This is a genomic window from Mesorhizobium sp. M0244, assembly GCF_040321795.1.
Taxonomy (GTDB): Bacteria; Pseudomonadota; Alphaproteobacteria; order Rhizobiales; family Rhizobiaceae; genus Mesorhizobium.
This window is the reverse complement of the sequence record NZ_JAMYSE010000068.1, coordinates 12,503-34,889: the sequence shown is the minus strand read 5'-3', so window position 1 is coordinate 34,889 and position 22,387 is coordinate 12,503. Positions and strand designations below refer to the sequence as shown.

The window sequence follows — 22,387 nt, the reverse complement described above, 5'->3', positions numbered from 1 at the left end:
ACCTCGTCCTGCGCTCGGGCGCCGGCGAGGTCGACGGCCGAGCGCGGCCGATCGGGGTTTCGCTGATGGCGCCCGGCCTGGTCGGGCTGGTACTGGCATTCCGTTTCGGCGGCCGCCGGCCGGAAAATCCGAACTCGCAGCCGCCGCCGCGCTGGGGCAGGGGCTCCAATTGAACTACCGCCACGCCTATCATGCCGGAAATTTCGCCGACGTCGTTAAGCACGTCGTGCTCAGCCGGCTGATCGAATATCTGAAGCAGAAGGACAAGGCGTTTCGCGTCATCGACACCCATGCCGGCATCAGCCGCTACGATCTGTCCTCGATCGAAGCGCAAAAGACCGGCGAGTGGCAAGGCGGCATCGGCCGGCTGGTCGATGCGGCCCTCGATGCGCCGACGGCAGCACTGCTGGCGCCGTACCTTGAAGCCGTCCGTTCGCTCAATCCGGAGGGTGGCGTGAAAAAATACCCGGGTTCGCCGCTGGTCGCCCGGCACCTGATGCGCAAGCAGGATCGGCTTTCGGCGGTCGAGCTGCACCCCAAGGATGTCGTCAGGTTGAAGGCGCTATTCGAAGGCGATTTCCAGACCCGGGTGATCGAGCTCGACGGCTGGCTGGCGCTCGGCGCGCATCTGCCGCCAAAGGAGAAGCGCGGCCTCGTGCTCGTCGATCCGCCTTTCGAGGAAGAGGGCGAGTTCGACCGCCTCGTCGACGGGCTGCAAAGAGCCCACCGGCGCTGGCCAGGCGGGATTTACGCGCTGTGGTATCCGCTCAAGGACCGCAAGGCGGTCGCCGCCTTCCGCGCGGCTCTGAAGCGGACAGGCGTTCCGAAGCTGCTCGACATCGGCTTTGAGATCAGGCCGGCCTCGGCCGAGCCAAGCCTCGACGGCTGCGGCATGGTTGTGGTCAATCCGCCCTTCACTCTGGAGGGCGAGTTACGGACGCTGCTGCCGGCCTTGCACAGGCTGCTCGCGGTCGAGCAGCCATCCCGCTGGATGCTGGACCGGCTGGCGGGAGAGTAGTTTGAGGTGCGGCCTTGCCGTTCCATCGGCGAAACCGCGTCACTCCAACCGCCGTCGCTACAACCGCTTGACCGCGCGTCAGCGAATCCGCACAGTGCGCACAGTCGACCTTGAGAGGCTGCCATGACTCGCTTCGCCCAATCCGCCCTTGCCGCACTGCTCGCCTTTTGCACGCCGCTGGCCGCACCTCTTGGCGTTACCCAGGCGGTGCAGGCGGCCGACCTCGCAATCTATACCGACGAGGACAGTGGCGTCTGCGGCGAGGCCTGGGTGCTGAACAAGATCACCGACCGCTTCTCCTATCAGGTGCATCACGTGCCGCATCTGCCCGATGTGCAGATCGTCGATTTCCAGCGCATCCACCAGCATCGCTATTTGCCGGCCGACGACACCTGGCCGATTGGCCGCCGCTATTGCGGCGCCACCGTCAGCCTCTCCGATGGCCGCGCCCGTACCATCTGGTACTTGATCGAGGAAGGCCAGGGTTTTGCCTCGATCGGCGACAATGTCGAATTCTGCGTCTCGGGCTTCGACCGCTGGATGGTCTATAACAGCCGCTGCCGCGTCCTGCGTTAATTGCGCACCGGCTGACTCCGACTTTTTAGCACCGGCCACTTGATCGACCGTCACCGTTTCCACGCGGCGCGGCATTCGCGGGAAACGCGATCTGCTGTCACGAGTTTGCGGGGAAACAGCACTGCATGGACTCGCTTGTTTACATTGTTGCAATTGGGGCGGTCGTTGCAGGCTTCGTCCAGGGCCTGTCCGGGTTCGCTTTCAGCCTGGTTGCCATGTCGTTTTGGGTTTGGACCGTCGAGCCCCAGCTTGCTGCTGCCATGGCGGTCTTTGGAGCGCTCACCGGCCAGATCATCGCCGCCGTCACCGTCCGCCGGGGCTTCGACCTCAAGCTTCTGCTGCCATTCCTGATCGGGGGGACCATCGGGGTTCCGGTCGGTGTCGCCATCCTGCCCTTACTGGATGTGCAGTTGTTCAAGTTGGTCTTCGGAGCGCTGCTGGTCGTTTGGTGTCCCTTGATGCTCTTTGCCCGTCGCCTCCCTCCCATCACGGTCGGGGGTCCTGTTGCAGACGGTGCAATAGGTCTGGTTGGCGGCATCATGGGTGGACTTGGCGGCTTCACCGGCCCGGTTCCAACGCTGTGGTGCGTGCTGCGCCAATGGGAAAAGGACAGGCAGCGCATTGTTATCCAGAATTTCAACCTGGTGACCCTCTCCATGACGATGGCTGCCTATCTTGCGGCCGGAAAGATCAAGCTCGAAATGCTGCCGATGTTCGCCATCGTCGCGCCGGCCATGTTGATACCAACACTCCTTGGCGCGAGATTCTATATCGGCATTAGCGAAGCAACGTTTCGAAAGATCGTCCTCACACTCTTGGCCGCATCAGGTGCAGCATTGTTGGCATCGGCCTTACCGCACCTCATGAGCCGGGTTTGAATCTGACGTAAGAAATTCCCGACTTCCGCCGCAAGTCGTTTGCCAATGCCGCGGCATTGCAATTGAGGTGGCGGCAACACGACATGGTCGTGAAAGTCGCGCCGTCCGCTTGGTGTCGCCTATAGCCGGCACCTGCACAGTCGTGCCCTGCGCTATCGACCGATGCGGCCCGCGCCGGATAGGTAGGCGCAGATCAGTTCGACGAGTTGCTTTTGCAGCTCCGGCGCGGCGAGCATGTTCCGGCGTGCCGCGTTATGGATCACCCCCTCGATCGCCGATGACAGCACGCGCGCCACGGTCTCCGTGTCGGCGCCTTTCCTTGGCTTGCGATAGGCGGCGACGGCGGTCGCGTAGTGGTTCAGATATTGTGTCTGGAACGAAGCATGGGCGGCCCTGGAGCCGCGATCGCCCGGCGCCTCGTCGAGCAGCACCTGGTGTAGCGTCGGGTGGATGCCGTGCGCCGCGATCATGCCGCGCACCAGCTCCTGCGCGAATTTCCTGAGCGGCTTTTGATCTTCCGCCGAATCGTGAATGACCGACAGCACATGATCGAAGTGGCGGCGCCGGATGGCTTCGAGCAGGGAAAGCTTGTCGGGGAAATACTGGTAGAAGGTGCCGATGCTCACGCCTGCCGTCTCGGCCACCTTGTTGGTGGTGAAGCCGGTCCAGCCCAGCCCGCTCAGAACATGAGCCCCCGCCTCGATAATCGCCTCAACGGTCGCTCTCGAACGCGCCTGGCGCGGCTGCTTGCGCATGCGCGGATGCGGTTTTGCAATGCGAGTAGACACACCGCCCATTCTCCTGAAAATATAAACAACATACTCGCATTTCCACAAAAGGACACCGACCATGAGTGCGCTCGCCCTGCTTCGCAGCCTGTTTACCTATCAGGCCTGGGCCAATGACGAACTGCTGGAAAAACTCGCGAGTCTCGACCCACGCGTTCACGGCAAGGAACGGCAGGCCGCAATGCGGCTCGTCGATCACAGCCATGTGGTGTCGCGGATATTCTCGGCGCACCTGGTTGGTGCAAATCATGGCTACTCCGCTGATAATACAGAGGACACGCCGGCGCTCGGCGAACTTCGCGCCGCGGTTGCGACGACCGATCGCTGGTATCTCGACTATCTCCAAACCGTTTCGTCGCGACAGCTCTCGGAGCCCGTCGCGTTCGTGTTCACCGATGGGGATAAGGCATTGATGTCGCGACAGGAAATGCTGACCCACGTTGTATTGCACGGCGGCTATCATCGCGGTGAAGCAGGGCGTATCCTGGCGCAGGTTTCCGTCATGCCGCCATGGGATACCTTCGCCGTCCATCTCCACCGGGCCGAGCCTTCACGCCGGCTGCAGATGCAGCGCGAGCCGCTCGGCGCCTGACCGGCCGAAGGCTTTCGATTCGCGAGGTCGGCTCGACCGGATCTATCGAGTGAGATCCTGTCTTTCCGAAATGCGAGCTATCAGCTTACTTTTATTGCGTCGTGCAAGATGGTACGCCGGCACGCTCGCGTCGTTGCTTTCACCTTTCCTGTAGTTCATCGCGCTGGACAAGACGAGCCGAGCGACGCCTTCGACCTTGATAATCTTCGCGGCAGGCGTTGGACGTTGAAGCGCAAAGCCGCTCGAAAAGTCCTGAGCTTGACGAGAAGACCGGTCGAGATAGAGCGAGCAGAATTTCGGTCGCAGAACTTCGTTGCGGGAGACGAAGATTCGCAGCCGATTTTGCGTCGGCAAGATGGTCGCGCGCTCGCCGTAACCAAAACTTAAGCTGCAAAATCATTCTAATGCTTCGCTGGCTAGCAAGCCGCGAGTCAGATATGCATTGCGCGCCGGGTCAATAACGGCCGTCGGCACAACGGAAGGGGCATGATATGGCTAAACAGTCATCCAAAGCGCCGGCATCCAAGTCACCGGCAAAAAAAGCACCAGTAAAAGCAGCGGCGGCAAAGGCCGCAACTGCTGTGAAGAAAGCAGCACCCGCTGCCAAAGCGAAGGCCGCCGCGCCTAAGGCAAAAGCAGCGCCGGCCAAAAAGCCGGTCGCCAAGGCCGCGGCAAAACCGGCCGTGAAGAAAGCAGCACCGGCCAAGGCCAAGGCTGCACCGGCGAAGGCCAAGGCTGCACCGGCAAAGAAGGCGGCACCGGCCAAGAAGCCGGCTGCAAAGGCCGCCGCGAAACCCGCCGCGAAGAAGGCAGCACCTGCAAAGGCCGCCGCTGCGAAATCTTCTGCAGCAGTGAAGAAAGCAGCGCCCGCGGCCAAGCCGAAGGCAGCGCCCGCAAAGGCGAAGGCCAAGAAGTAGTCGCGGTTCTCCGATCGCCGGGGACAGTACGCAAGACAGCCAGAGCGGGATGCCGGACAGGCGCCTCGCTTGCGGGTTGGCGGTCGGACAGGACGAGAAAGAGGCGGGAGGAAGACGTCTTTTCGCAGCTCCAGGACTTCGCCATGCGGCGAAGTCCGGTGGGACTTCCGTGGCTGCCAAAGACCAACCTTCGGTGCAAGGCCGAGTTGGTAGCTGATCGGATTTGGATTGTCCGACCTGCTCGCGTCTGCCGCAGCACTGCGGCTCATCGCATCGAGATTGATGTGTCGAGGCAATCGCTGCACGCTGGCGGCGCGGTTTTCCGCCTCTGGCCGTTGATGAAGCCAGCATGATCGGTCAACAGTGCCCGCGCACGAGCCCCAATCGGAATCGCGTTTCGGTGAGGGTCATGCGCGAAGTCAGAATGCTACCGCGTCCTTTGCGCGTCCAACAGGGCGTGCGGAGCTGTAGCCGGCAAACAGGAATCAACAATGCCAAGACTGCTCTACGCGTCTACTTCTCCCTACAGTTCCAAGGTGCGCATGGCAGCACTTTATGCCGGCATTGCGGTCGATCTCGTGCCGATAAGGACCGAGGAAAGGCCGGCCGAGCTGATCGGCGCCAATCCGCTCGGCAAGATCTCGGTGCTGGTGCTCGACGACGGCCGCTCGGTCCACGACAGCCGAGCCATCACCCAGCATCTCAACCGGATGTCGAAGAACGCATTATTTCCGCGCAATCCCGACAAGCGCCTCGAGGCGGAGGTTCTGGAGGCTTTGGCCGACGGCATTTGCGACTGCGCGCTGTCGATGGTCTATGAGCGGCGCACGCGGCCGGAAGAGATGGTTTACCAGCCCTGGCTCGAGCGCCAGTGGACGAAGATCTCGGCCGCGCTCGACCTGTTCAACGCCAACCCGCCGAAGCTGCCGAAGAAGATCACCGTCGGCCAGATCGCGCTGCGCGCCTGCCTCGGCTATCTCTCGCTGCGCTTCGCCGGAAAATGGGAAAAGGGCCGCGGCCGGCTGACGCGCTGGGCGGCACGCTTCGACGAGAAATTCCCGGAGCTGAAGCCCGGCATCCCGGCTTGATCAGCAGGCGGTCTCAACCGGTACCCACAAAAAAAGCCGGGCGCGAGGCCCGGCTTTTTTCGTGTCGTGGCTTGGACGACTCAGAACTTCATACCAACGCCGAACGTGACGCGGTTGTCGGTCGACTTGACCTTGCCGATACCATCGAAGTCCTTCCTGCCGAAGTCTGTGTAACGATACTCGACACGGCCGAACACATTGTCGGTGATCTTGATGTCGGTACCCACGCCGGCTGTCCAGCCAAACTGGGTGTTGGTGTCGCTGACGCCGGCGGCTTCTATCTTCTGGTTCTTCAGCGCGCCACCGGCGGTGCCGTAGAGCAGGATGTCCGGGGTGACGGCGTAGCCGAGGCGAGCGCGCAGCGAGCCTTCGAAGCCACCCTTGGCCTCGATGCCGGCATCGTCGCCCTTGACGCCGTTATAGCCGATATCGGCTTCGGCACCGTAAACGAAGTTCTCCTGCTGCCAGTTATAGCCGCCGAAGACGCCGCCGACAAAACCCTTGGTGTCGACGTCGACACCAATGTCTTTGGCTTTGGCATGGCCCGCGAAGCCGTAGCCGACGCTCACACCGGCATAGGGACCGGCCCAGGATGCGACCGGAAGTTCGGCGATCGGGGCAGGTGCCGGCGGCTCTTCCTGAACCACGTCCGCGGCATAGGCGGTTCCGCCGAGGGCGAACAGCCCAAACGCCACCGCGAGCGGTCGCGCAAATTTAAGATTGGCTTGCATTGTTCTTTACTCCTTAAGCCACAGGACACAGGCTTGTTTTTTCATGAGCGCCCTCAACCCGTCCGGGGGGGTGAAACGGATCCGGCGTTCAACGGTTCCAAATGTCGTGTCGAAATGCGGCTGAAGCGAACCTGAACTTGGGTCATTCTCCGGCACGAATGAGGCAGAACCTTGACGTTGCATCTTCGCAACAGCGAGATGTCAGCAGGTTCGCCGTGCTGCACTGCACCCAGCTTGGTGCAAGGCGTTCAGCGCCCTATATTGCGGTTGGGCCGGGCCCGAATCCGATCGAACAGGACGTCGATGAGGCCGCTTTGCCACAATCCTGCCCCAGGTGGAAACGGGATTTAACGCTTGGCGGGCCATATTTTGTCGGCACGATGCCGGCAGATCGGAATCGCGATTAGATTGAGGATTGACGGATGAGCAAGGTCGCCGCGACGGCACTGGTGACGGGCGGGGCGAAGCGGATCGGCAGGGCCATCGTCGAGGATCTTGCCGCGCATGGTTTTGCCGTCGCCATCCATTGCAATCGCTCGCTGGCCGAGGCGGAGGCGCTGGCGGCCAAAATCAATGGTGGTCATTTTGGTCGAAATGGCCGGGCCGCTGTGGTTGCCGCCGACCTGACCGACATGGACGCCGTCGGCGACCTTGTCGGCCGCGCGGCGGCGGCGCTCGGGCCAGTGTCGCTGCTGATCAACAACGCCTCGCTGTTCGAGCACGACAGCGTTGAGGATTTCGACTGGCCGGCCTGGGATCGCCATTTCGCCGTGCATGTCAAGGCGCCGGCGCTGTTGGCGCAGACTTTCGCCCGGGCCTTGCCGCAGGGCGGCGAAGGCCTGATCGTCAACATGATCGATCAGCGCGTCTGGCGGCCGACGCCGCGTTATTTCTCCTATGCGCTGTCGAAGTCGACCTTGTGGGCAGCGACCGAGATGATGGCGCAGGCGCTGGGTCCCCGCATCCGCGTCAACGCCATCGGTCCTGGCCCGACGTTAAAGAACACTCGTCAGCACGACAGCGATTTCGATGCGCAGATTGCAGGCCTGATCCTGAAACGCGGCCCGGAATTGCCGGAATTCGGTGCCACTATCCGTTATCTCTGGGCGGCGCGCTCGGTCACCGGCCAGATGATCGCGCTTGACGGCGGCCAGCATCTTGCATGGCAGACGCCCGATGTGACAGGCATGACGGAATGAGCCCCATGGACCAGAAGCAAAAAACGCGCGGCGGCGCCGACGACCTGCCGCCTGACGTCGACCTCGAGGACGAGGCGGCCGAGGAGGTCGTCGAGCCTGCCGCCGGTGGGCCGGAGGTCACCTTCACCGCCATCGACTGGACGCCGCATGCCGGCGATGCCGACGGCATGGTCGGCGCCGAGGTGATCCAGACGCTGGTCAAGCGACTGCCCAATGCGCCCGGCGTCTACCGCATGATGAATGCCGCCGGCGACGTGCTCTATGTCGGCAAGGCACGCAGCCTGAAGAAGCGGGTCACCAGCTACGCGCAAGGCCGGTTCCACACCAGCCGCATCGGCCGCATGGTGCGCGAGACGTCGACGATGGAGTTCGTCGTCACCCGCACCGAGATCGAAGCGCTGCTGCTTGAAGCCAACCTCATCAAGCGCTTGCGGCCGCGGTTCAACGTGCTGATGCGCGACGACAAGTCGTTCCCCTATATCCTGTTGACCGGCGACCATGTCTCGCCCGGTATCTACAAGCACCGCGGCGCGCGCTCGCGCAAGGGCGACTATTTCGGCCCCTTCGCCTCGGCCGGCGCCGTCGGCCGCACCATCAATTCGCTGCAGCGCGCCTTCCTGCTCAGGAGCTGCACCAACTCCTTCTACGAGAACCGCACCCGGCCTTGCCTTTTGTTCCAGATCAAGCGTTGTGCCGGCCCGTGCACCGGCGAAATCTCGCATGGCGACTATGCCAGGCTCGTCACCGAGGCGAAGGACTTTCTCTCCGGCCGCAGCCAGAAGGTGAAGACGGAGATCTCCGCTGCCATGCAGCAGGCGTCGGAAAACCTCGATTTCGAACGCGCCGCCATCTATCGCGACCGGCTGGCGGCGCTGTCGCATGTGCAGAGCCATCAAGGTATCAATCCGCAGACCATCGACGAGGCCGATGTCTTCGCCATCCATCAGGAGGGCGGCCAGGTCTGCATCCAGGTGTTCTTCTTCCGCACCGGCCAGAACTGGGGCAACCGCGCCTATTTTCCCAAGGCCGATCCGGCGCTCGAAGCCGGCGAGGTGCTGGGTTCGTTCCTGGCGCAGTTCTACGACGACAAGCCGACGCCGCGCGCCATCCTGTTGTCGCATGGCGTTGAGGACCAGGAATTGCTGGCGGAGGCTCTCTCCACCCGCGCCGGCCGCAAGGTATCGATCTCGGTGCCGCAGCGCGGCGAGAAGAAGGATTTGACCGACAACGCGCTGCAGAACGCGCGCGAAGCGCTCGGCCGGCGGCTCGCCGAGACCTCGACCCAGGCGCGGCTGCTCATCGGCTTTGCCGAGACCTTCGGCCTGGAAAAGCCGCCGGTGCGCATCGAGGTCTACGACAATTCGCACATCATGGGCACCAACGCCGTCGGCGCCATGGTCGTCGCCGGGCCGGAAGGTTTTGTGAAGAACCAGTATCGAAAGTTCAACATCCGCTCGACCGAGATCACGCCGGGTGACGATTTCGGCATGATGCGCGAGGTGATGCAGCGGCGCTTCTCGCGGCTGTTGAAGGAACATGGCGATGCGCCGCAAACCGAGGGCACGGACGAAGCGAAGCCAACTGAATCAGGCGACGATATCGAGGACGCGGGCGGCTTCCCGGCCTGGCCCGACGTCATTCTCATCGATGGCGGCCAAGGCCAGATGACGGCGGTGCGCAAGATCCTCTCCGATCTCGGCATCCAGGACCGAGTCGTCGCCATTGGCATCGCCAAGGGTCAGGACCGTGACGCCGGCCGCGAACGCTTCTTCGTCAAGGGCAGGGACTCGTTCTCGCTGCCCGTGCGCGATCCGGTGCTCTATTTCGTCCAGCGGCTGCGCGACGAGGTCCATCGCTTCGCCATCGGTTCGCACCGCGCCCGCCGCAAGAAGGAGATGGTCAAGAGCCCGCTCGACGAGATCAGCGGCATCGGCCCCGGCCGCAAGCGCGCGCTGCTGATGCATTTCGGCACGGCCAAGGCGGTCAGCCGCGCCGCCGTCGAGGACCTGGTCAAGGTCGACGGCATTTCAGAGCAGGTGGCGAAACTGGTCTACAATCATTTTCACGAGAGCTAAGACCTATTGCCGATATTTCGGCTGGCTAATCGATTCTGGCCTGTTGACCCCCCACATTCGCTTCTGATTTGACTAAGCAGGCAGAAAGAGTTCCCAAAACATGGCCCAGCGCGCGTTCAACCTGCCCAACATGCTCACCTACGCTCGCATTCTCGCGGTGCCGCTGGTCGTGCTGTGCTTCTTCTTGGAAGGGCATCTGAAATCGAGCGACTTCGCGCGGTGGTCGGCGCTCATCATTTTTCTGCTCGCCTCGATCACCGATTATTTCGATGGCTATTTTGCGCGCGCCTGGCAGCAGACCTCGAATATTGGCAAGATGCTCGACCCGATCGCCGACAAGCTGCTCGTCGCCACTTGCCTGCTGCTGCTGGCCGCCGACACCGACCGCCATGCCGGCATCGCCGGCTGGTCGCTATGGGCGGCGATCATCATCCTGTGCCGCGAGATCCTGGTCTCGGGGCTACGCGAATATTTGGCGGCCCTGAAGGTCTCGGTGCCGGTAACGCAACTGGCCAAATGGAAGACCACCATCCAGATGGTCGCCATCGCCTTCCTGCTTGCGGGCCCCGCTGGCGACAAGATCTTCCCGCTGACGACGCAAACCGGGCTGGTGCTGCTGTGGATTGCCGCCCTGGTCACGCTCTACACCGGCTACGACTATTTCCGCGCCGGCCTCAAGCACATCATGGACGAGTAGCATGTCGACGAAGCTCATTTATTTCGCCTGGGTGCGCGAGCGGATCGGCAGACCCGAAGAAGACGTCGAATTGCCGGCCGGCATCGAAACGGTCGCCGACCTGTTGCGCTGGCTGAAATCACGCGGCGAGGAATACGAGCACGCGCTGCAATATCCTGATGTGATCCGCGTCGCCATCAACCAGGAACATGTCGAGCACCGCGAGAAGATCGCCGGCGCGCGCGAGATCGCGCTGTTCCCGCCGATGACCGGTGGCTGAACCATGTCCGCGGTGGTGCCTGTCGTGCGCATCCAGGCGGAGGATTTCGACGTCGCCGCCGAGATCGCCAGGCTGACCCAGGGTCGCAACGACGTCGGCGCTGTGGTGACCTTCTCTGGCCTTTGCCGCGACGAGCAAGGCAGGCTCTCGGCACTCGAGCTCGAACATTATCCCGGCATGGCCGAAGCCGAGATCGGCCGCATCGCCGCCGAGGCAATCGAGCGCTGGCCGCTGCAGGGGCTCACCGCCATCCACCGCCACGGCAAGATAGCGCCCGGCGAAAACATCGTGCTGGTGGTGGCGGCTTCGGCGCACCGGCAGGCGGCGTTCGAGGCCGCGAATTTCCTGATGGACTATCTAAAATCACGGGCGCCATTCTGGAAAAAGGAACACCATAGCGACGGTTCCGAGGGCGGCTGGGTCGACGCCAAGGAGGCCGACACTGAGGCGGCGGGCCGCTGGAAGCAGCCGCCGTCGGAATAAATCCCGACAGCCATGCCCCGATCGCCATGCCCCGACGGCCATGCATTGACCGCAATCCTGCGAGACCTTTGGCCGGAAGGGGAGCAGGATCATGCTGGACAGGATCGCCGAGTTCTTCATCTTCGGGTTTGTGCCGCTTGTCATTGGCATATTGGTCGTGCCGGAGCTTTCCGTGGCCGCTGAAAAGACCCTCAAGGGCGAAGTAACGTATCGCGAGCGCATCGCACTGCCGCCCAATGCCGTGCTGTCCGTGCAGCTTGCCGACGTCTCGCTGGCCGACGCGCCGGCCGCAATCATCGGCGAGCGCAAGGTGGTACCGGCCGGCCAGGTGCCGATCAAGTTCGAGATCAGCTTCGATCCGCAGGTGATCCGGCCGAACATGACCTACGCGTTGCAGGCCCGCATAACCGCCGACGACAGGCTGCTGTTCATCTCTGATGAACGTCATCAAATCGACCCGCTGAGCGATGCACCGCTGACCATCATGCTGAAAATGGCGGCGCCGAGCGACGCGCCGGCGGCAGCCTCCGTATTCGGCCAGAGCTGGCTGGTCGAATATATCGAAGGCATCGGCGTGATTGCCGAACCACAGGCGACATTCCGGATCAGCCAGGCCGGCAAGGCCGGCGGCAGCGGACCTTGCAACGTCTATTTCGCCACTGCCACGGTCGACGGTTCGAAGATCGCCATCGGCGACATCGGCTCGACCTTCAAGGCCTGCGCGCCTCAGGTCATGGCCGAGGAAAAGGCGCTGTTCGAGGCGCTGGCCAAGGCGGCGTGCTACCACATCGACGCCGGCAAGCTTGTTATCGCCGACAAGGACGACCGCGTCATCCTGCGCTTCAACGCCGCGAGTTAGGCCTCTCAAACCGCCGGAGAGTGTATGCGGCCCCTGCAGGGCAGGTGAACTCAACCTCCTTAGCGCCTTTGAACACCATCCCGGCTCTAAAAAAAATCGGCCGTGATGCACGCCACGGCGTCGACGAGGATTGCGATGACCCATTGCGAATCCGTCAAGGCTATCAGGTCGTCGCGAAGCATCGCGTCTTCCGCGCGTTTGCCGGACCCGGCCACCTCGATGCCACAGGGTCAAATCTTCGCAGCGGGGCGGAACTATCGATCACAATGTGTTTCAGCCGGAATAGACCAGGCAGAGGGAGCGTTATCCTCCCGTAGACGGCGGGTGAGGCAAAAGGGACGTTTGTCCCTTCGTTGAAGCCGCCAGAATGGCTGCGGCTCGTTCTGGCCACTCAAAGGAGTCCAGAGATGAAAACGCACCCGCTTATCCTTGCTGCCACAGGTGCATCGCTTCTTGCCTTTACCGGCTTTGCCAAGGCGGACGACCATCTGTTCGACGCCCTTCAGCATGGTCTCAGTCCGGATAGCCAACCCTTCCAGACCAACAAGGCCGGCCACAGCGGCGATCTCGCGCCGGGGCAGGGCAGTCCGTTCACAGGTCACGATACACAGACGCCGGCCACCGACACGGAAGCGGCGAATGAACATGCGAACGTGAAGGAACGCCAGGCGAAATAGACTGGCAGAACCCGCCGCGAGGGGGCGGCGGGTAAGCACCGGCGACGAGCTGTTTCCGGCAGGCGGTCTCAGGCCGTCGTTTGCTTGAACACCGCGCCGTAATGATAGGGCGGCACGTCCACAAGCTTGGCGAGCTTGAGACCGCTTGCTTCGACGGCGACGATGGTCTGTTCTGGCGACAGCCTCAGCTCAGTCTTCGGTCCACGCGGCTCGCCCAGGACCGTGGTTTGCTCGCGCGGGTTCTGGTGCCAGTTGACGATGGCAAAACGACCGGCCGGGCCAAGCGTCGCCCGCACGGCGCGGGCGAGGCGCGGCCGGTCCGGAACGCCGTGGAAAGCGTTGGCCATGAAGACCAGGTCGACGGGCCGGGACACCAGCCTGGCAAGCTCATAGGCGTCGCCTGCCACAAACTCGCAATTGGTCACGCCGCCTTCGGCCAGCCGGCGCCGGACGACTTCGAGCAGATCGGCATCGATGTCGATGGCGATGACGTGACGGGCGACCTTGGCGAGCGGCAGCGTGAACCAGCCGTCGCCGCAGCAGAGATCGACCACATCCATGCCGGGCTTCATTCCCACCGCCGTCAACACCCCGGCAGGGTCGGGCCACAACGCTTCCCACCAGCCGCCGGTCGGCATCTCGGTGCCCTGGAAGAAGCCGGGAATGGTGCTGGTCATGGACTGGTCGGCTCTATTGTCGGGACGGCGTTTGATCCATGCCTCGACCTTAACGCACCCGTCGAGGAGCCTGAACCTGAAATGTCCGCTAACGAAAAAGGCCGACATTGTGCCGGCCTCTTTGATGGGGAGCAGGATGCCGGCTCAGCCGACGATTTCGGTGTCCGAGAACCAGTATTTGATCTCCTGCGCGGCGGTTTCCGGCGCATCGGAACCGTGCACGGAATTCTCGCCGATCGACAGCGCGTGCACCTTGCGGATAGTGCCTTCGGCGGCGCTGGCCGGATTGGTGGCGCCCATCACTTCGCGGTTTTTGGCAATGGCGTTCTCGCCTTCCAGTACCTGCACGATGGTCGGACCTGACGACATGGACTCGACCAGCTCGCCGAAGAACGGACGCTCCTTGTGGACAGCATAAAAACCTTCCGCCTCACGGCGGCTCATCCACACCCGGCGCGAAGCGACGACGCGCAGACCGGCATCTTCCAGCATCTTGGTGATGGCGCCGGTGAGATTGCGGCGGGTTGCGTCGGGCTTGATCATGGAAAAGGTGCGTTCGAGCGCCATGGGTCGTCCTTGATGAGAATGGAATTGAAGGTGGCGGGCTCTATACAAGCCGCCCGCCGCCTTGCCAAGGGGAAGCGGATTTGCCCCAATCTCGCGCTGCAACTCGTGGCGGCTTGCTTGCAAGTTTCACTATCGCGTTATCATGATCGACGGCCGCCGGAACTCCCAACCTTCTCGCTCCAAGGTCGGCACGCTGTGTTCCTCGCTTGGATAGCCGACGCAGAAATAGCCGATCAGCGTCCACTCCGCAGGCACGTCCAGGATCGTCGCCATCTCGACCGGATCCAGGATTGAGACCCAGCCCATGCCTATTCCTTCGGCACGCGCCGCCAGCCACATAGTGTGGACCGCCATGACCGCGGAATAGTCTATGGTGGCGGGCATGGTCAGGCGGCCGAGCCCATGCCCTTGCTCGGTTGCGCGGTCGGCGAAAACCGCGAACTGGCAGGGCGCCTCATGCAGGCCGGCGAGCTTCAGGCGCGCGTAAAGCGCGGCGCGTTCGCCGCAAAAGGTTGCGAGCGCCTCCGCATTGCAGCGCTCGAAGCATGCCCTGACGGCGGCGCGGCACGCTTCGCTCTCGACGATGACGAAACGCCAGGGCTGGCTCAGCCCGACCGACGGCGCGGCGCTGGTAAGGTCGAGCAGCCGCTCCAGCGCGCCTTCGGGCAGTGGCGTCGGCTTGAACCGCCTGACGTCGCGCCGCCACAGGAAGAGGTTGGCGAGCCCGGCGCGAAAGTCGGCCGGGAATTCTGGGCTTGCGGTCATGGCGCGCTGCCTTTGTTGTGATTGCCCGGTTCACCGGATATCCGTCTTGTTTGCTTCGATCCAGGCGATGATGAGGCGCCTCAGGCGACACTTCGTCTGTCCGCATTGTCGCATTTGGCCGGACAGCAACTTTAGCCGGCGCCGAGCGACGTTCCCGCCGGCAACGCCGTTGCACCCCTATCGGCAAAACAAAACCCGCCGCGGTAAACCGGACGGGTCGTCGGCGCGAATCAGCACCATACCCAAATTAGTAGCATAGCTGCCGGCACAAAGCAAGAACAAAATGTGGCGCCCACGATGAAACTGCCGATCTCACATCTCAAGCGGGGAGATCGCTGCCGCCGCGACGGTGCGGCCGAGGCCACCATGCAAATCGAGGCATCGCTTGAACCATTGCGCCACGACATCGCTGTCGTCGAGCAGCCGGTAGGGCGTTGCGATGCGCGCCCATTGCAGCGCGCCGAAGACGATGTAGTCGGCAAACAGCGGCGACGGGCCGCCGATGAAGGGCTGATAGCCAAGCATCGAGCGCAGCGGCTCCAGCGAGGCGCGGAAGCCGGCGAGCCCGGCGTCGCGGGTGGCGTATACCTCCTCCAGGCGCTTGCCGAAGCGCTGCTCGCGGTTCTGCCGGAAATAGGCAGCGTTCGCCTCGTCCTGCATGGCATGCAGGTCCAGTATTGCGGCGGTGGTGACGTAGGGGTGGATCGTCAGCTGCGACCAGCGTTCGATGAAGCGCGCCGTCGCCTTGCCGCCGTCGCCGCAAAACAATGTCGGCCGCCCGGGATAGGTCTCCTCGAGATAGAGCGCGATGGCGAAGGAATCGGCGACCACCGTCTCACCGTCGCGGATCACCGGAACGAGCTTCGAGATGCCGCCTTCCACTTTCGGCACCTCGAGGAAACGGGTCGGCACGCTGGTAATGTCGAGCCCTTTATGGGCCAGCGCCATTGCCACCTTCCAGCAATGCGGGCTGAACGGGCGGGCGGTGTCGCGCCCGACAAGGTCATAGAGCAGAATAGTCATTGGCGGCAGCTTCCTTGCAGTCTAACTATGCCCGAAACAGACCCGCGCGAAACAGGGGTCTCGCAGGTCGAGAGAAAAATGAAACAGCACTTCATGATGTTTGCGGCCTACAATCAATGGGCCAATGGCCGCATCTACAATGCCGCGGCCGATCTCCACGATGAAGAGTTCGACCGCAATGTCGGCGTCTTCTTCGGCTCGATGATAGGAACGCTCAACCACCTCCTGGCAGCCGACCGTATCTGGATGAAACGCTTCATCGGCGAGGGCGACGCGCCGGCAAGGCTCGACACCATCCTGCACCGCGCCTTGCCTGGCTTGCGGCTGGCGCGCGAGGCTGAAGACAAGCGGATCATCGACTGGGTCGGCGGCTTGAGCGACAAGGCGCTGTGGGGCCGCTTCTCCTACATGACCGTCTCGGATATGCGCACCGTCTCGCAGCGGCTGGCGCCGGCGCTCGACCACTTCTTCAACCACCAGACCCACCATCGCGGACAGGCGCATGCGATCCTGACCATTCTGGGCAAGCCAAGCCTCGGACTGGACCTGACGTTGTTCCAGCGCAGCGAGGAGGGCAGGGCTTTCGCCTAACCCTGGGGCGGCTGGTGAAGCGGACGGTGGATAGAGGACGATCTGCCGAGATTGCAAAACGCGCCAAAACATTTTATGGAGCGCACGGTCGTGAGGGCGGCCGCTTCAGCAGCATTCAGCAGCAACAGCGAGAATTGGCACGCATGCCCAATGAACCCTTGCGCCTTGTGGCGTTCTTCGCCGTGGTCTTGGCGCTTCTCAACTCCGGTTATTATTTCCATCAGGGCGACATTGTCGCGACCATCTATTTCATGATCGGCGCCATTCTCGTGACCGCGGTGACCCGGATAAGTATCAGAAGGCGGCTGATTTAGGATCCGCCGAACTAAAACCGTCGATAAATGGACGGCATCTCCGGCCGGCTATGATGGCGAAGAGGCTTTTCAGGCGGCGTAGCCGCCATGGCCCCGAGCGACCGGCTTGACCGAAACGGCCGGCTGGGCAGCGGGCCAGAGGATGCCTGCTGTCACTGCGAAAGTGATCAGGGCGTCGCGTGCCGCTTCGGCCGAGATCTCGCCGGCACGGGCCGCCTCGCAGGCCTTTACCGCAGCGCCATAGCTCAGCCGCCGGCGCGAAGGCGGGAACTCGATCAGGAACTCGTGCATCTCGGAGAACGAAGCGATCGTGCGCTTGTAGCCGGCGCCAACGGTTAGGGCGACCGGGGTGGAAAACGTCCTGTCGTGCATTCTGGCCTCTCGAATGGGCGGAGGTCACGGCGGACGCCGTTCTCCGGTCTGGGGGTCGGGCAGAAACGCCGATCGCGGCGCGAGGTTCCATGTTGCCGGGATTTTGCTTTCGTCTGTCACGCTCGACCCACCAATCAGGAATGCCGGCCAGGTCGAGCGGCTAGCCAGTCCACGGCCAGCGCCAAAAGCCCGATCAGGATGCCGAGTGCCGAAATTGCCGACCATCCAAACCATGCCCAGGCAATCCCGGCCAGCGCCGATCCGGCCGCGCCGCCGAGAAAGAACAATCCGACGAACAGGCCGTTCAGCCGGCCGCGTGCTTCGGGATTGAGCAGGTTGACGATCCTGCGGCCAAGTGTCTGGTCGCCGGTGACGCCGATATCGAGCAGCACGGCACTGCCGCCCATGACGATCAGCGGTAGTGTCGATGCATCGACCGTTGCAGCCGCCGCCCAGGCGCAAAGCCCGAACGCCGCGATCATGGCGAGGTGACACAGGATCGTCGTGCGGCGCGTCCATCCGCGATCCCCGGCACGCCCGAACAATGGCGCAACGACAGCGCCGCCGGCACCGACCAGCGCAAACAGCGCAATGCCGCGTTGCGTGAGCTCGAATGGCGGCTGGGCGAGACGAAGCGCTACCGAGGTCCAGAACACGCTGAACGCCGCCATCGCAAGGCTTGCGGTCAGCGCCCTGATCCTGAGCTGTGGCTCGCTGCAAACGAGGCGCCAGAGCGAGGCGATCAACCCGGGATAGGTCATCGCCGACGACACCGGCCGGCGCGGCAGGCAGACGGCCAGAACCACCGTCAGCACCGCCACCGCGACTGCGCTGACGGCGTAGAAGGCCCGCCAGCCCCACGCGCTGGCGATCAGGCTGGCCAGTGGACGTGACAGCAGAATGCCCAGCATCAGCCCGCTCATGACATCGCCGATGACACGGCCCCGCCGCTCCGGCGGTGCCATGGCGGCGGCGATCGGCACCAGAACCTGGATGGCGGAGCAGGCGGCGCCAAGCACGAACAGGGTCGCGAGCAGCATGGCCGCATTCGGTGCCACCGCCGCGACACCGGCGGCGACGGACGACGAGCCGAGCATGCGCACGATCAGGGCTCGGTTTTCCCTAAGATCGGCGAGCGGCACCAGGAGAAAAAGGCCGGCGGCATAGCCGAGCAGCGTGGCCATCGCCACCAGGCCGCCTTCGGCACCGCCAAGCCCGAGCGAAGGCCCGATCAAGCCGATCAGCGTCTGCGGCGCAAACAGATTGATGACGATCACGCCGACGGCGGTTGCAAACAGCAGCGTCGTCCTGCCGCTGATTGTATCGCTGATCTGGGATTCCGCGGTGCGTTCCGTGAGAACATCGGCCATGCCCGAGCTCCAACATTGGTATAATGATTGAATTCATTATGCCGACGGAGTAACATGTCGCAATTAAATAGATTGAATAATGATTATGAGGAAAGCGCATGAACCTGCATGACCTCGAAGCCTTCGTGGCGGTGGTGGAAACCGGCTCTATCGTCGGCGCCTCCGGCCGCCTGAACCTGACCCAGCCCGGCGTGTCGCGCCGCATCCAGAACCTCGAGGAGGCGCTGGGAACGCCGCTTCTCGATCGCCTGTCCAAACCGCTGAAGCCGAGCGGCGCGGGTCGGGATGCCTACGAGCACGCGCGCCGCGTGCTGCGCTCGCTGGAAGACTTGAAGTCCGGCCTCGCGCCCGATGGCGAAATCACTGGTGAATTCCGTCTCGGCATCCTGCCATATCTGTCGGACGCAGCACTTGCCGTTCCGCTCGACCGGTTGCGTAAGGAGTTTCCACGCCTGACGCTGCGCATCACCTCCGGCTGGTCGCCGCGTCTGCTGGAGCAGGTCGCCCGCAGCGAGCTGGATGCGGCCGCGCTGTGCCTGCCCGATGGCGACCGGCCGCCGGAGGAGCTGGTCGGCGACGACCTCGGCGAGCAGACGGTCCTGCTGATCGCTGCACCCGGCCTTGAGGTGCCGAAACCGGCAAGCCTCGCCGACCTGTCGGCTTTCCCCTGGGTCTTGAACGAAAATGGCTGCGGCTTCCGCCGCTTCATCCGTCACAGTTTCGAAGCGGCGCGCTTGCCGTTTCAGGTTGGCGTCGAAGCCTTGAGCGCCGACCTGCGCATGTCGCTGGTGGCGCGCGGCCACGGCATCGGCATCGTCACCCCGGCGGCCCTGACAGGCAGCCCCTGGCGCGATGCGATCGAGATCCTCGACACGGATTTCCGTCCGCAAGTGCGCGCCTGGGTCTTCCACCGGCCGCCGGCCGGCCGCTTGCAGCGTCCGATTTCCCTGTTCAGCGAGGCGCTGTTTACGTCTCTGCACGGGGCAGGGCCGTTTCTGAAGGCCTGAGCGGCTATTTCCACATGCCGCGCATGCGCGCGCCGAGATCGACGCGCACTTGCGGCTGCCGGCGCGGATCGTCCCTGGCCAGGACGCTGGCCCACGCCACCTGCTCGAAGGCGCCGAGGATTGAGCGCGGGATGAAGCGCGTGCGCGAGGTATAGACATGGCGGTCGCCGCGCGCCGCCTGGCCATGGACGAAAAAGCGCTGCGGCATGACTAGGTGCAGGCCGTCTTTGGCCCGCGTCATCGCCACGTAGAGCAGCCGCCGCTCTTCGTCGATATCCTCCTTGTTGCCGACGCCGAGATCGATCGGGATGCAGCCGTCGACGGTGTTGAGCACGAAAACGTTTTTCCACTCCTGGCCCTTGGCCGAATGGATGGTCGACAGGATCAGATAATCCTCGTCGCGGTGCGGCGGGCCGGCCTCGTCGCTGGTCGCGTCCGGCGGATCGAGCGTCAGTTCGGTGAGGAAGCGCTCGCGCGAGGCATAGCCGGAAGCGATCTGCTCGAGCTGCAGGAGATCTGCCCGGCGCGTCGTCGCATCCTCGTGGATGCGTTCCAGGTGCGGCTCGTACCAGAGCCTGACCTGCTCGATGTCGGCCGGCCATTTTTTTGCGCCGGCGCGCAGGCCGCAATAGAGCGCGACAAAGCCCGGCCAGTCGTCGGCGGCGCGCGGCGGCGGCCGGTAACGGGCAAGCCCCATGGTCTCGTCGAGCGACGTCGCCATGGTCTCGACGATCGCATTGGCGGCCGAAGGGCCAATGCCGGGCAGAAGTTGCAGCACGCGAAATCCGGCGACGCGGTCGCGCGGGTTTTCGGCAAAGCGCAGCACGGCCAGCACGTCCTTGACGTGAGCGGCGTCGAGGAATTTCAGCCCGCCGAACTTGACGAAGGGGATGTTGCGGCGCGTCAGCTCGATCTCCAGCGGGCCGCTGTGGTGCGAAGCTCGAAATAGCACGGCCTGCGTCTTCAACGCTGTGCCGGCCTCGCGCTCGGTGAGTATCGCCTGGCAGACATAGCTCGCCTGCTCGGTCTCGTCGCGCACGCTCACCAGCTTCGGCTTTTCTGTCGATTTGCGCTCGGACCAGAGATTTTTGGTGAAACGCTCCGACGCTTCGCCGATCACCGCATTGGCGGCCGCCAGGATCGTCTCGGTCGAGCGGTAGTTGCGCTCCAGCATGACGACCTCGGCAGGCTGCGCGAACTGCTTGGGAAAATCCAGGATATTGCGCACGTCCGCTGCGCGAAATGAATAGATCGACTGCGCATCGTCGCCGACCACAGTCAGCCCCGATCCGTCGGGCTTCAGCGCCGTCAGGATCGACGCCTGCAGCCGGTTGGTGTCCTGGTATTCGTCGACCAGCACATGGTCGAAACGCCCACCCAGGTGCGCGGCGATTTCCGGCTCGCTGGCCATCTGCGCCCAGTAGAGCAGCAGATCGTCGTAATCGAGCACGTTCTGCGCCTGCTTGGCCTCGACATATCTGGCGAACAGCGCCTTGAGCTGTTCGGCCCAGCCGGCGCACCATGGAAACACCGACCCCAAAACCTCGCCGAGCGGCGCCTGCGCGTTGACGGCGCGCGAATAGATCGCAAGACAGGTGCCCTTGGTCGGGAAGCGGGCTTCGGTCTTCGAAAAACCGAGCTCATGGCGGGCAAGGTTCATCAGATCGGCGGAATCCTCGCGGTCGTGGATGGTGAAGGCCGGGTCGAGGCCGATCTCCAGCGCATAATCGCGCAGCAGCCTGGCGCCGATGCCGTGGAACGTGCCGGCCCAACTCAGCGCATCGGTGATGACAGAAGCATCGCGCCCGAGCACCTCGCCGGCGATGCGCTCGACCCGCTTGGCCATTTCCGCTGCGGCACGGCGCGAAAATGTCATCAAAAGAATGCGGCGCGGGTCGGCGCCCTTGACGATCAGATGCGCGACCCGGTGCGCCAGCGTGTTGGTCTTGCCGGAACCGGCGGCGGCGATCACCAGCAACGGACCGGCTATCTTGCCGTCGCCATGTTCGACGGCAAGCCGTTGCTCGGCGTTGAGCTTCGCCAGATAGGCCGGCTGGAAAGACGAATCACGGGCGGCGAGGTTCATCGCCCATCAAGCATCGTTTCTGCTTTGTTCGCAACGGTTTGCAGAGCGGGAGTTTGCGCTCGGAAGCGAAGAAGCCTTGCGGCAGAGCGATCGATCAGCGCCCGGGTTCGACGCCCATCCTTGCCGATTGCCGCCGAAGCGCCTCGCGATCGTCTTGCGGCGGCGGCAGCAGCAGCGGATCGAAATCGTCGGGCACGTCGTCAATCACTTTCTTGGCGACGCGATAGGCAACGTAGACGATTGCCCCGGCGATGAGCAAACGGATCATGGCTTCCTCCATTGATTTGGAGCAACCGAAGACGCGGCATTTTGTTCCCCGGCTCCTCGGAGAATGCGGGAAGACACCGATCGCGCAACCAAATCGCCGACGCCTCGTTGTCGGGCGAGAGGAGACTGCGATGAAAAAGCGCTTAATCCTGCTGCTTATGGCAGCGCTGACCGTTGCGGGTTGCGACAATAACATCCAGCCGACCAAGGCCCCCGGCGACACGGTCGAGCAGAACCCGCAGGTCGACAAGAATCCGGCGCCGAAATCGACGACCGGCGGCGATCAGCCCGGCACGCCGCCAAAACAATGACCACCTCAAATGGCGTCGGCACCGGTCAAAGAAGGTGGCCGGCGCCGCTTGGGAGGAAGCTGATGGCGCCGGCCAGGCGGAGATCAGGCCCGCCGCGCATCCAAGGATAGCCGAGTCTTTCCGCAGCGTCATGGTCCGATAGCGTACGGACGCACGCGCCTGTGGACAACCTGCCGGCCACGCCGGTGTTTGTCATCACA

The 22,387-nt window shown here is 63.4% G+C and carries 27 protein-coding genes; 16 read left to right on the top strand and 11 right to left on the bottom strand.

Annotated elements, in window-relative coordinates:
• Positions 1-169: 169 nt before the first annotated feature.
• The 3 genes from NKJ08_RS28565 (at position 170) to NKJ08_RS28555 (ending at position 2,472) form a co-directional block, all read left to right on the top strand.
• Positions 170-1,018, top strand: a complete 849-nt coding sequence (locus NKJ08_RS28565; RefSeq protein ID WP_352530736.1) for a 23S rRNA (adenine(2030)-N(6))-methyltransferase RlmJ — start codon at positions 170-172, stop codon at positions 1,016-1,018.
• Positions 1,019-1,141: 123 nt separating this feature from the next.
• Positions 1,142-1,594 carry a hypothetical protein gene (locus tag NKJ08_RS28560; protein WP_352530732.1) on the top strand — a complete coding sequence of 151 codons (453 nt, stop codon included), beginning with the start codon at positions 1,142-1,144 and terminating at the stop codon, positions 1,592-1,594.
• Positions 1,595-1,719: 125 nt separating this feature from the next.
• Positions 1,720-2,472 (top strand): sulfite exporter TauE/SafE family protein, encoded by a 753-nt coding sequence (locus tag NKJ08_RS28555; RefSeq protein ID WP_352530730.1) that lies wholly within the window; start codon positions 1,720-1,722, stop codon positions 2,470-2,472.
• Between the two features lie 152 nt (positions 2,473-2,624).
• On the opposite strand, the gene NKJ08_RS28550 is transcribed toward NKJ08_RS28555, so the two are convergent.
• Positions 2,625-3,227, bottom strand: coding sequence for a TetR/AcrR family transcriptional regulator (locus NKJ08_RS28550; RefSeq protein WP_352530734.1), 603 nt, complete (start codon positions 3,225-3,227; stop codon positions 2,625-2,627).
• 94 nt (positions 3,228-3,321) lie between these two features.
• Between NKJ08_RS28550 and NKJ08_RS28545 the strand changes: the two genes are divergently transcribed.
• Positions 3,322-3,852, top strand: a complete 531-nt coding sequence (locus NKJ08_RS28545; protein ID WP_352530729.1) for a DinB family protein — start codon at positions 3,322-3,324, stop codon at positions 3,850-3,852.
• 454 nt (positions 3,853-4,306) lie between these two features.
• Here the strand turns inward: NKJ08_RS28545 and NKJ08_RS28540 are convergent, their stop codons facing one another.
• Complete coding sequence (locus NKJ08_RS28540) at positions 4,307-4,762, bottom strand: hypothetical protein (RefSeq protein WP_352784487.1); 456 nt, start codon at positions 4,760-4,762, stop codon at positions 4,307-4,309.
• A 498-nt stretch (positions 4,763-5,260) separates the two neighbouring features.
• Here NKJ08_RS28540 and NKJ08_RS28535 point away from each other — a divergent pair, with 498 nt between their 5' ends.
• A complete protein-coding gene (locus tag NKJ08_RS28535; protein ID WP_352784484.1) occupies positions 5,261-5,857 on the top strand; it encodes a glutathione S-transferase family protein in 597 nt (198 codons plus the stop codon).
• Between the two features lie 80 nt (positions 5,858-5,937).
• On the opposite strand, the gene NKJ08_RS28530 is transcribed toward NKJ08_RS28535, so the two are convergent.
• Complete coding sequence (locus NKJ08_RS28530; protein ID WP_292662341.1) at positions 5,938-6,588, bottom strand: outer membrane protein; 651 nt, start codon at positions 6,586-6,588, stop codon at positions 5,938-5,940.
• 422 nt (positions 6,589-7,010) lie between these two features.
• On the opposite strand from NKJ08_RS28530, the gene NKJ08_RS28525 reads away from it, so the two are divergent.
• From NKJ08_RS28525 to NKJ08_RS28495, 7 genes are all read left to right on the top strand, one after another.
• Positions 7,011-7,787, top strand: coding sequence for an SDR family oxidoreductase (locus NKJ08_RS28525; protein ID WP_352530721.1), 777 nt, complete (start codon positions 7,011-7,013; stop codon positions 7,785-7,787).
• Complete coding sequence (uvrC, locus tag NKJ08_RS28520) at positions 7,784-9,862, top strand: excinuclease ABC subunit UvrC (RefSeq protein WP_352784481.1); 2,079 nt, start codon at positions 7,784-7,786, stop codon at positions 9,860-9,862. Before NKJ08_RS28525 ends, uvrC begins: the two co-directional genes overlap by 4 nt.
• A 100-nt stretch (positions 9,863-9,962) precedes the next feature.
• Positions 9,963-10,559, top strand: coding sequence for a CDP-diacylglycerol--glycerol-3-phosphate 3-phosphatidyltransferase (pgsA, locus tag NKJ08_RS28515; RefSeq protein ID WP_352530717.1), 597 nt, complete (start codon positions 9,963-9,965; stop codon positions 10,557-10,559).
• A 1-nt stretch (position 10,560) separates the two neighbouring features.
• Entirely contained in the window at positions 10,561-10,818 is a 258-nt protein-coding gene (gene moaD / locus NKJ08_RS28510; RefSeq protein ID WP_352507910.1) for a molybdopterin converting factor subunit 1, read from the top strand.
• 3 nt (positions 10,819-10,821) lie between these two features.
• Positions 10,822-11,301 carry a molybdenum cofactor biosynthesis protein MoaE gene (locus tag NKJ08_RS28505; RefSeq protein WP_352530715.1) on the top strand — a complete coding sequence of 160 codons (480 nt, stop codon included), beginning with the start codon at positions 10,822-10,824 and terminating at the stop codon, positions 11,299-11,301.
• Between the two features lie 91 nt (positions 11,302-11,392).
• Positions 11,393-12,160, top strand: a complete 768-nt coding sequence (locus NKJ08_RS28500; RefSeq protein ID WP_352530713.1) for a YbaY family lipoprotein — start codon at positions 11,393-11,395, stop codon at positions 12,158-12,160.
• Between the two features lie 407 nt (positions 12,161-12,567).
• Complete coding sequence (locus NKJ08_RS28495) at positions 12,568-12,837, top strand: hypothetical protein (RefSeq protein WP_352530711.1); 270 nt, start codon at positions 12,568-12,570, stop codon at positions 12,835-12,837.
• 68 nt (positions 12,838-12,905) lie between these two features.
• Here NKJ08_RS28495 and NKJ08_RS28490 read toward each other — a convergent pair whose 3' ends face one another.
• From NKJ08_RS28490 to NKJ08_RS28475, 4 genes are all read right to left on the bottom strand, one after another.
• Positions 12,906-13,514, bottom strand: a complete 609-nt coding sequence (locus NKJ08_RS28490) for a class I SAM-dependent methyltransferase (RefSeq protein ID WP_352780014.1) — start codon at positions 13,512-13,514, stop codon at positions 12,906-12,908.
• Between the two features lie 144 nt (positions 13,515-13,658).
• A complete protein-coding gene (gene ndk / locus NKJ08_RS28485; RefSeq protein WP_352530707.1) occupies positions 13,659-14,081 on the bottom strand; it encodes a nucleoside-diphosphate kinase in 423 nt (140 codons plus the stop codon).
• A 129-nt stretch (positions 14,082-14,210) separates the two neighbouring features.
• The gene (gene bluB, locus NKJ08_RS28480) at positions 14,211-14,846 is read right to left on the bottom strand and encodes a 5,6-dimethylbenzimidazole synthase (RefSeq protein ID WP_352784474.1); all 636 of its coding nucleotides are present in this window, start codon (positions 14,844-14,846) and stop codon (positions 14,211-14,213) included.
• Positions 14,847-15,158: 312 nt separating this feature from the next.
• Positions 15,159-15,869 (bottom strand): glutathione S-transferase family protein, encoded by a 711-nt coding sequence (locus NKJ08_RS28475; protein WP_352784471.1) that lies wholly within the window; start codon positions 15,867-15,869, stop codon positions 15,159-15,161.
• A gap of 78 nt (positions 15,870-15,947) precedes the next feature.
• On the opposite strand from NKJ08_RS28475, the gene NKJ08_RS28470 reads away from it, so the two are divergent.
• Both NKJ08_RS28470 and NKJ08_RS28465 read left to right on the top strand, forming a co-directional pair.
• Complete coding sequence (locus NKJ08_RS28470) at positions 15,948-16,460, top strand: DinB family protein (RefSeq protein ID WP_352784468.1); 513 nt, start codon at positions 15,948-15,950, stop codon at positions 16,458-16,460.
• A 14-nt stretch (positions 16,461-16,474) separates the two neighbouring features.
• Positions 16,475-16,774, top strand: a complete 300-nt coding sequence (locus NKJ08_RS28465; RefSeq protein ID WP_352530698.1) for a hypothetical protein — start codon at positions 16,475-16,477, stop codon at positions 16,772-16,774.
• Positions 16,775-16,843: 69 nt separating this feature from the next.
• Here the strand turns inward: NKJ08_RS28465 and NKJ08_RS28460 are convergent, their stop codons facing one another.
• Both NKJ08_RS28460 and NKJ08_RS28455 read right to left on the bottom strand, forming a co-directional pair.
• A complete protein-coding gene (locus NKJ08_RS28460) occupies positions 16,844-17,146 on the bottom strand; it encodes a DUF982 domain-containing protein (RefSeq protein ID WP_352530696.1) in 303 nt (100 codons plus the stop codon).
• Positions 17,147-17,280: 134 nt separating this feature from the next.
• On the bottom strand, positions 17,281-18,516 hold the full coding sequence (locus tag NKJ08_RS28455) for an MFS transporter (protein ID WP_352530694.1): 1,236 nt from the start codon (positions 18,514-18,516) through the stop codon (positions 17,281-17,283).
• Between the two features lie 98 nt (positions 18,517-18,614).
• On the opposite strand from NKJ08_RS28455, the gene NKJ08_RS28450 reads away from it, so the two are divergent.
• Positions 18,615-19,523, top strand: a complete 909-nt coding sequence (locus tag NKJ08_RS28450) for a LysR family transcriptional regulator (RefSeq protein WP_352784463.1) — start codon at positions 18,615-18,617, stop codon at positions 19,521-19,523.
• Between the two features lie 4 nt (positions 19,524-19,527).
• Here NKJ08_RS28450 and NKJ08_RS28445 read toward each other — a convergent pair whose 3' ends face one another.
• Positions 19,528-21,609 carry an ATP-dependent helicase gene (locus NKJ08_RS28445; protein ID WP_352784460.1) on the bottom strand — a complete coding sequence of 694 codons (2,082 nt, stop codon included), beginning with the start codon at positions 21,607-21,609 and terminating at the stop codon, positions 19,528-19,530.
• A 94-nt stretch (positions 21,610-21,703) separates the two neighbouring features.
• Positions 21,704-21,877, bottom strand: a complete 174-nt coding sequence (locus tag NKJ08_RS28440) for a hypothetical protein (RefSeq protein WP_352530688.1) — start codon at positions 21,875-21,877, stop codon at positions 21,704-21,706.
• A 130-nt stretch (positions 21,878-22,007) separates the two neighbouring features.
• Between NKJ08_RS28440 and NKJ08_RS28435 the strand changes: the two genes are divergently transcribed.
• On the top strand, positions 22,008-22,187 hold the full coding sequence (locus NKJ08_RS28435) for a hypothetical protein (protein ID WP_352784457.1): 180 nt from the start codon (positions 22,008-22,010) through the stop codon (positions 22,185-22,187).
• Positions 22,188-22,387: the final 200 nt, after the last annotated feature.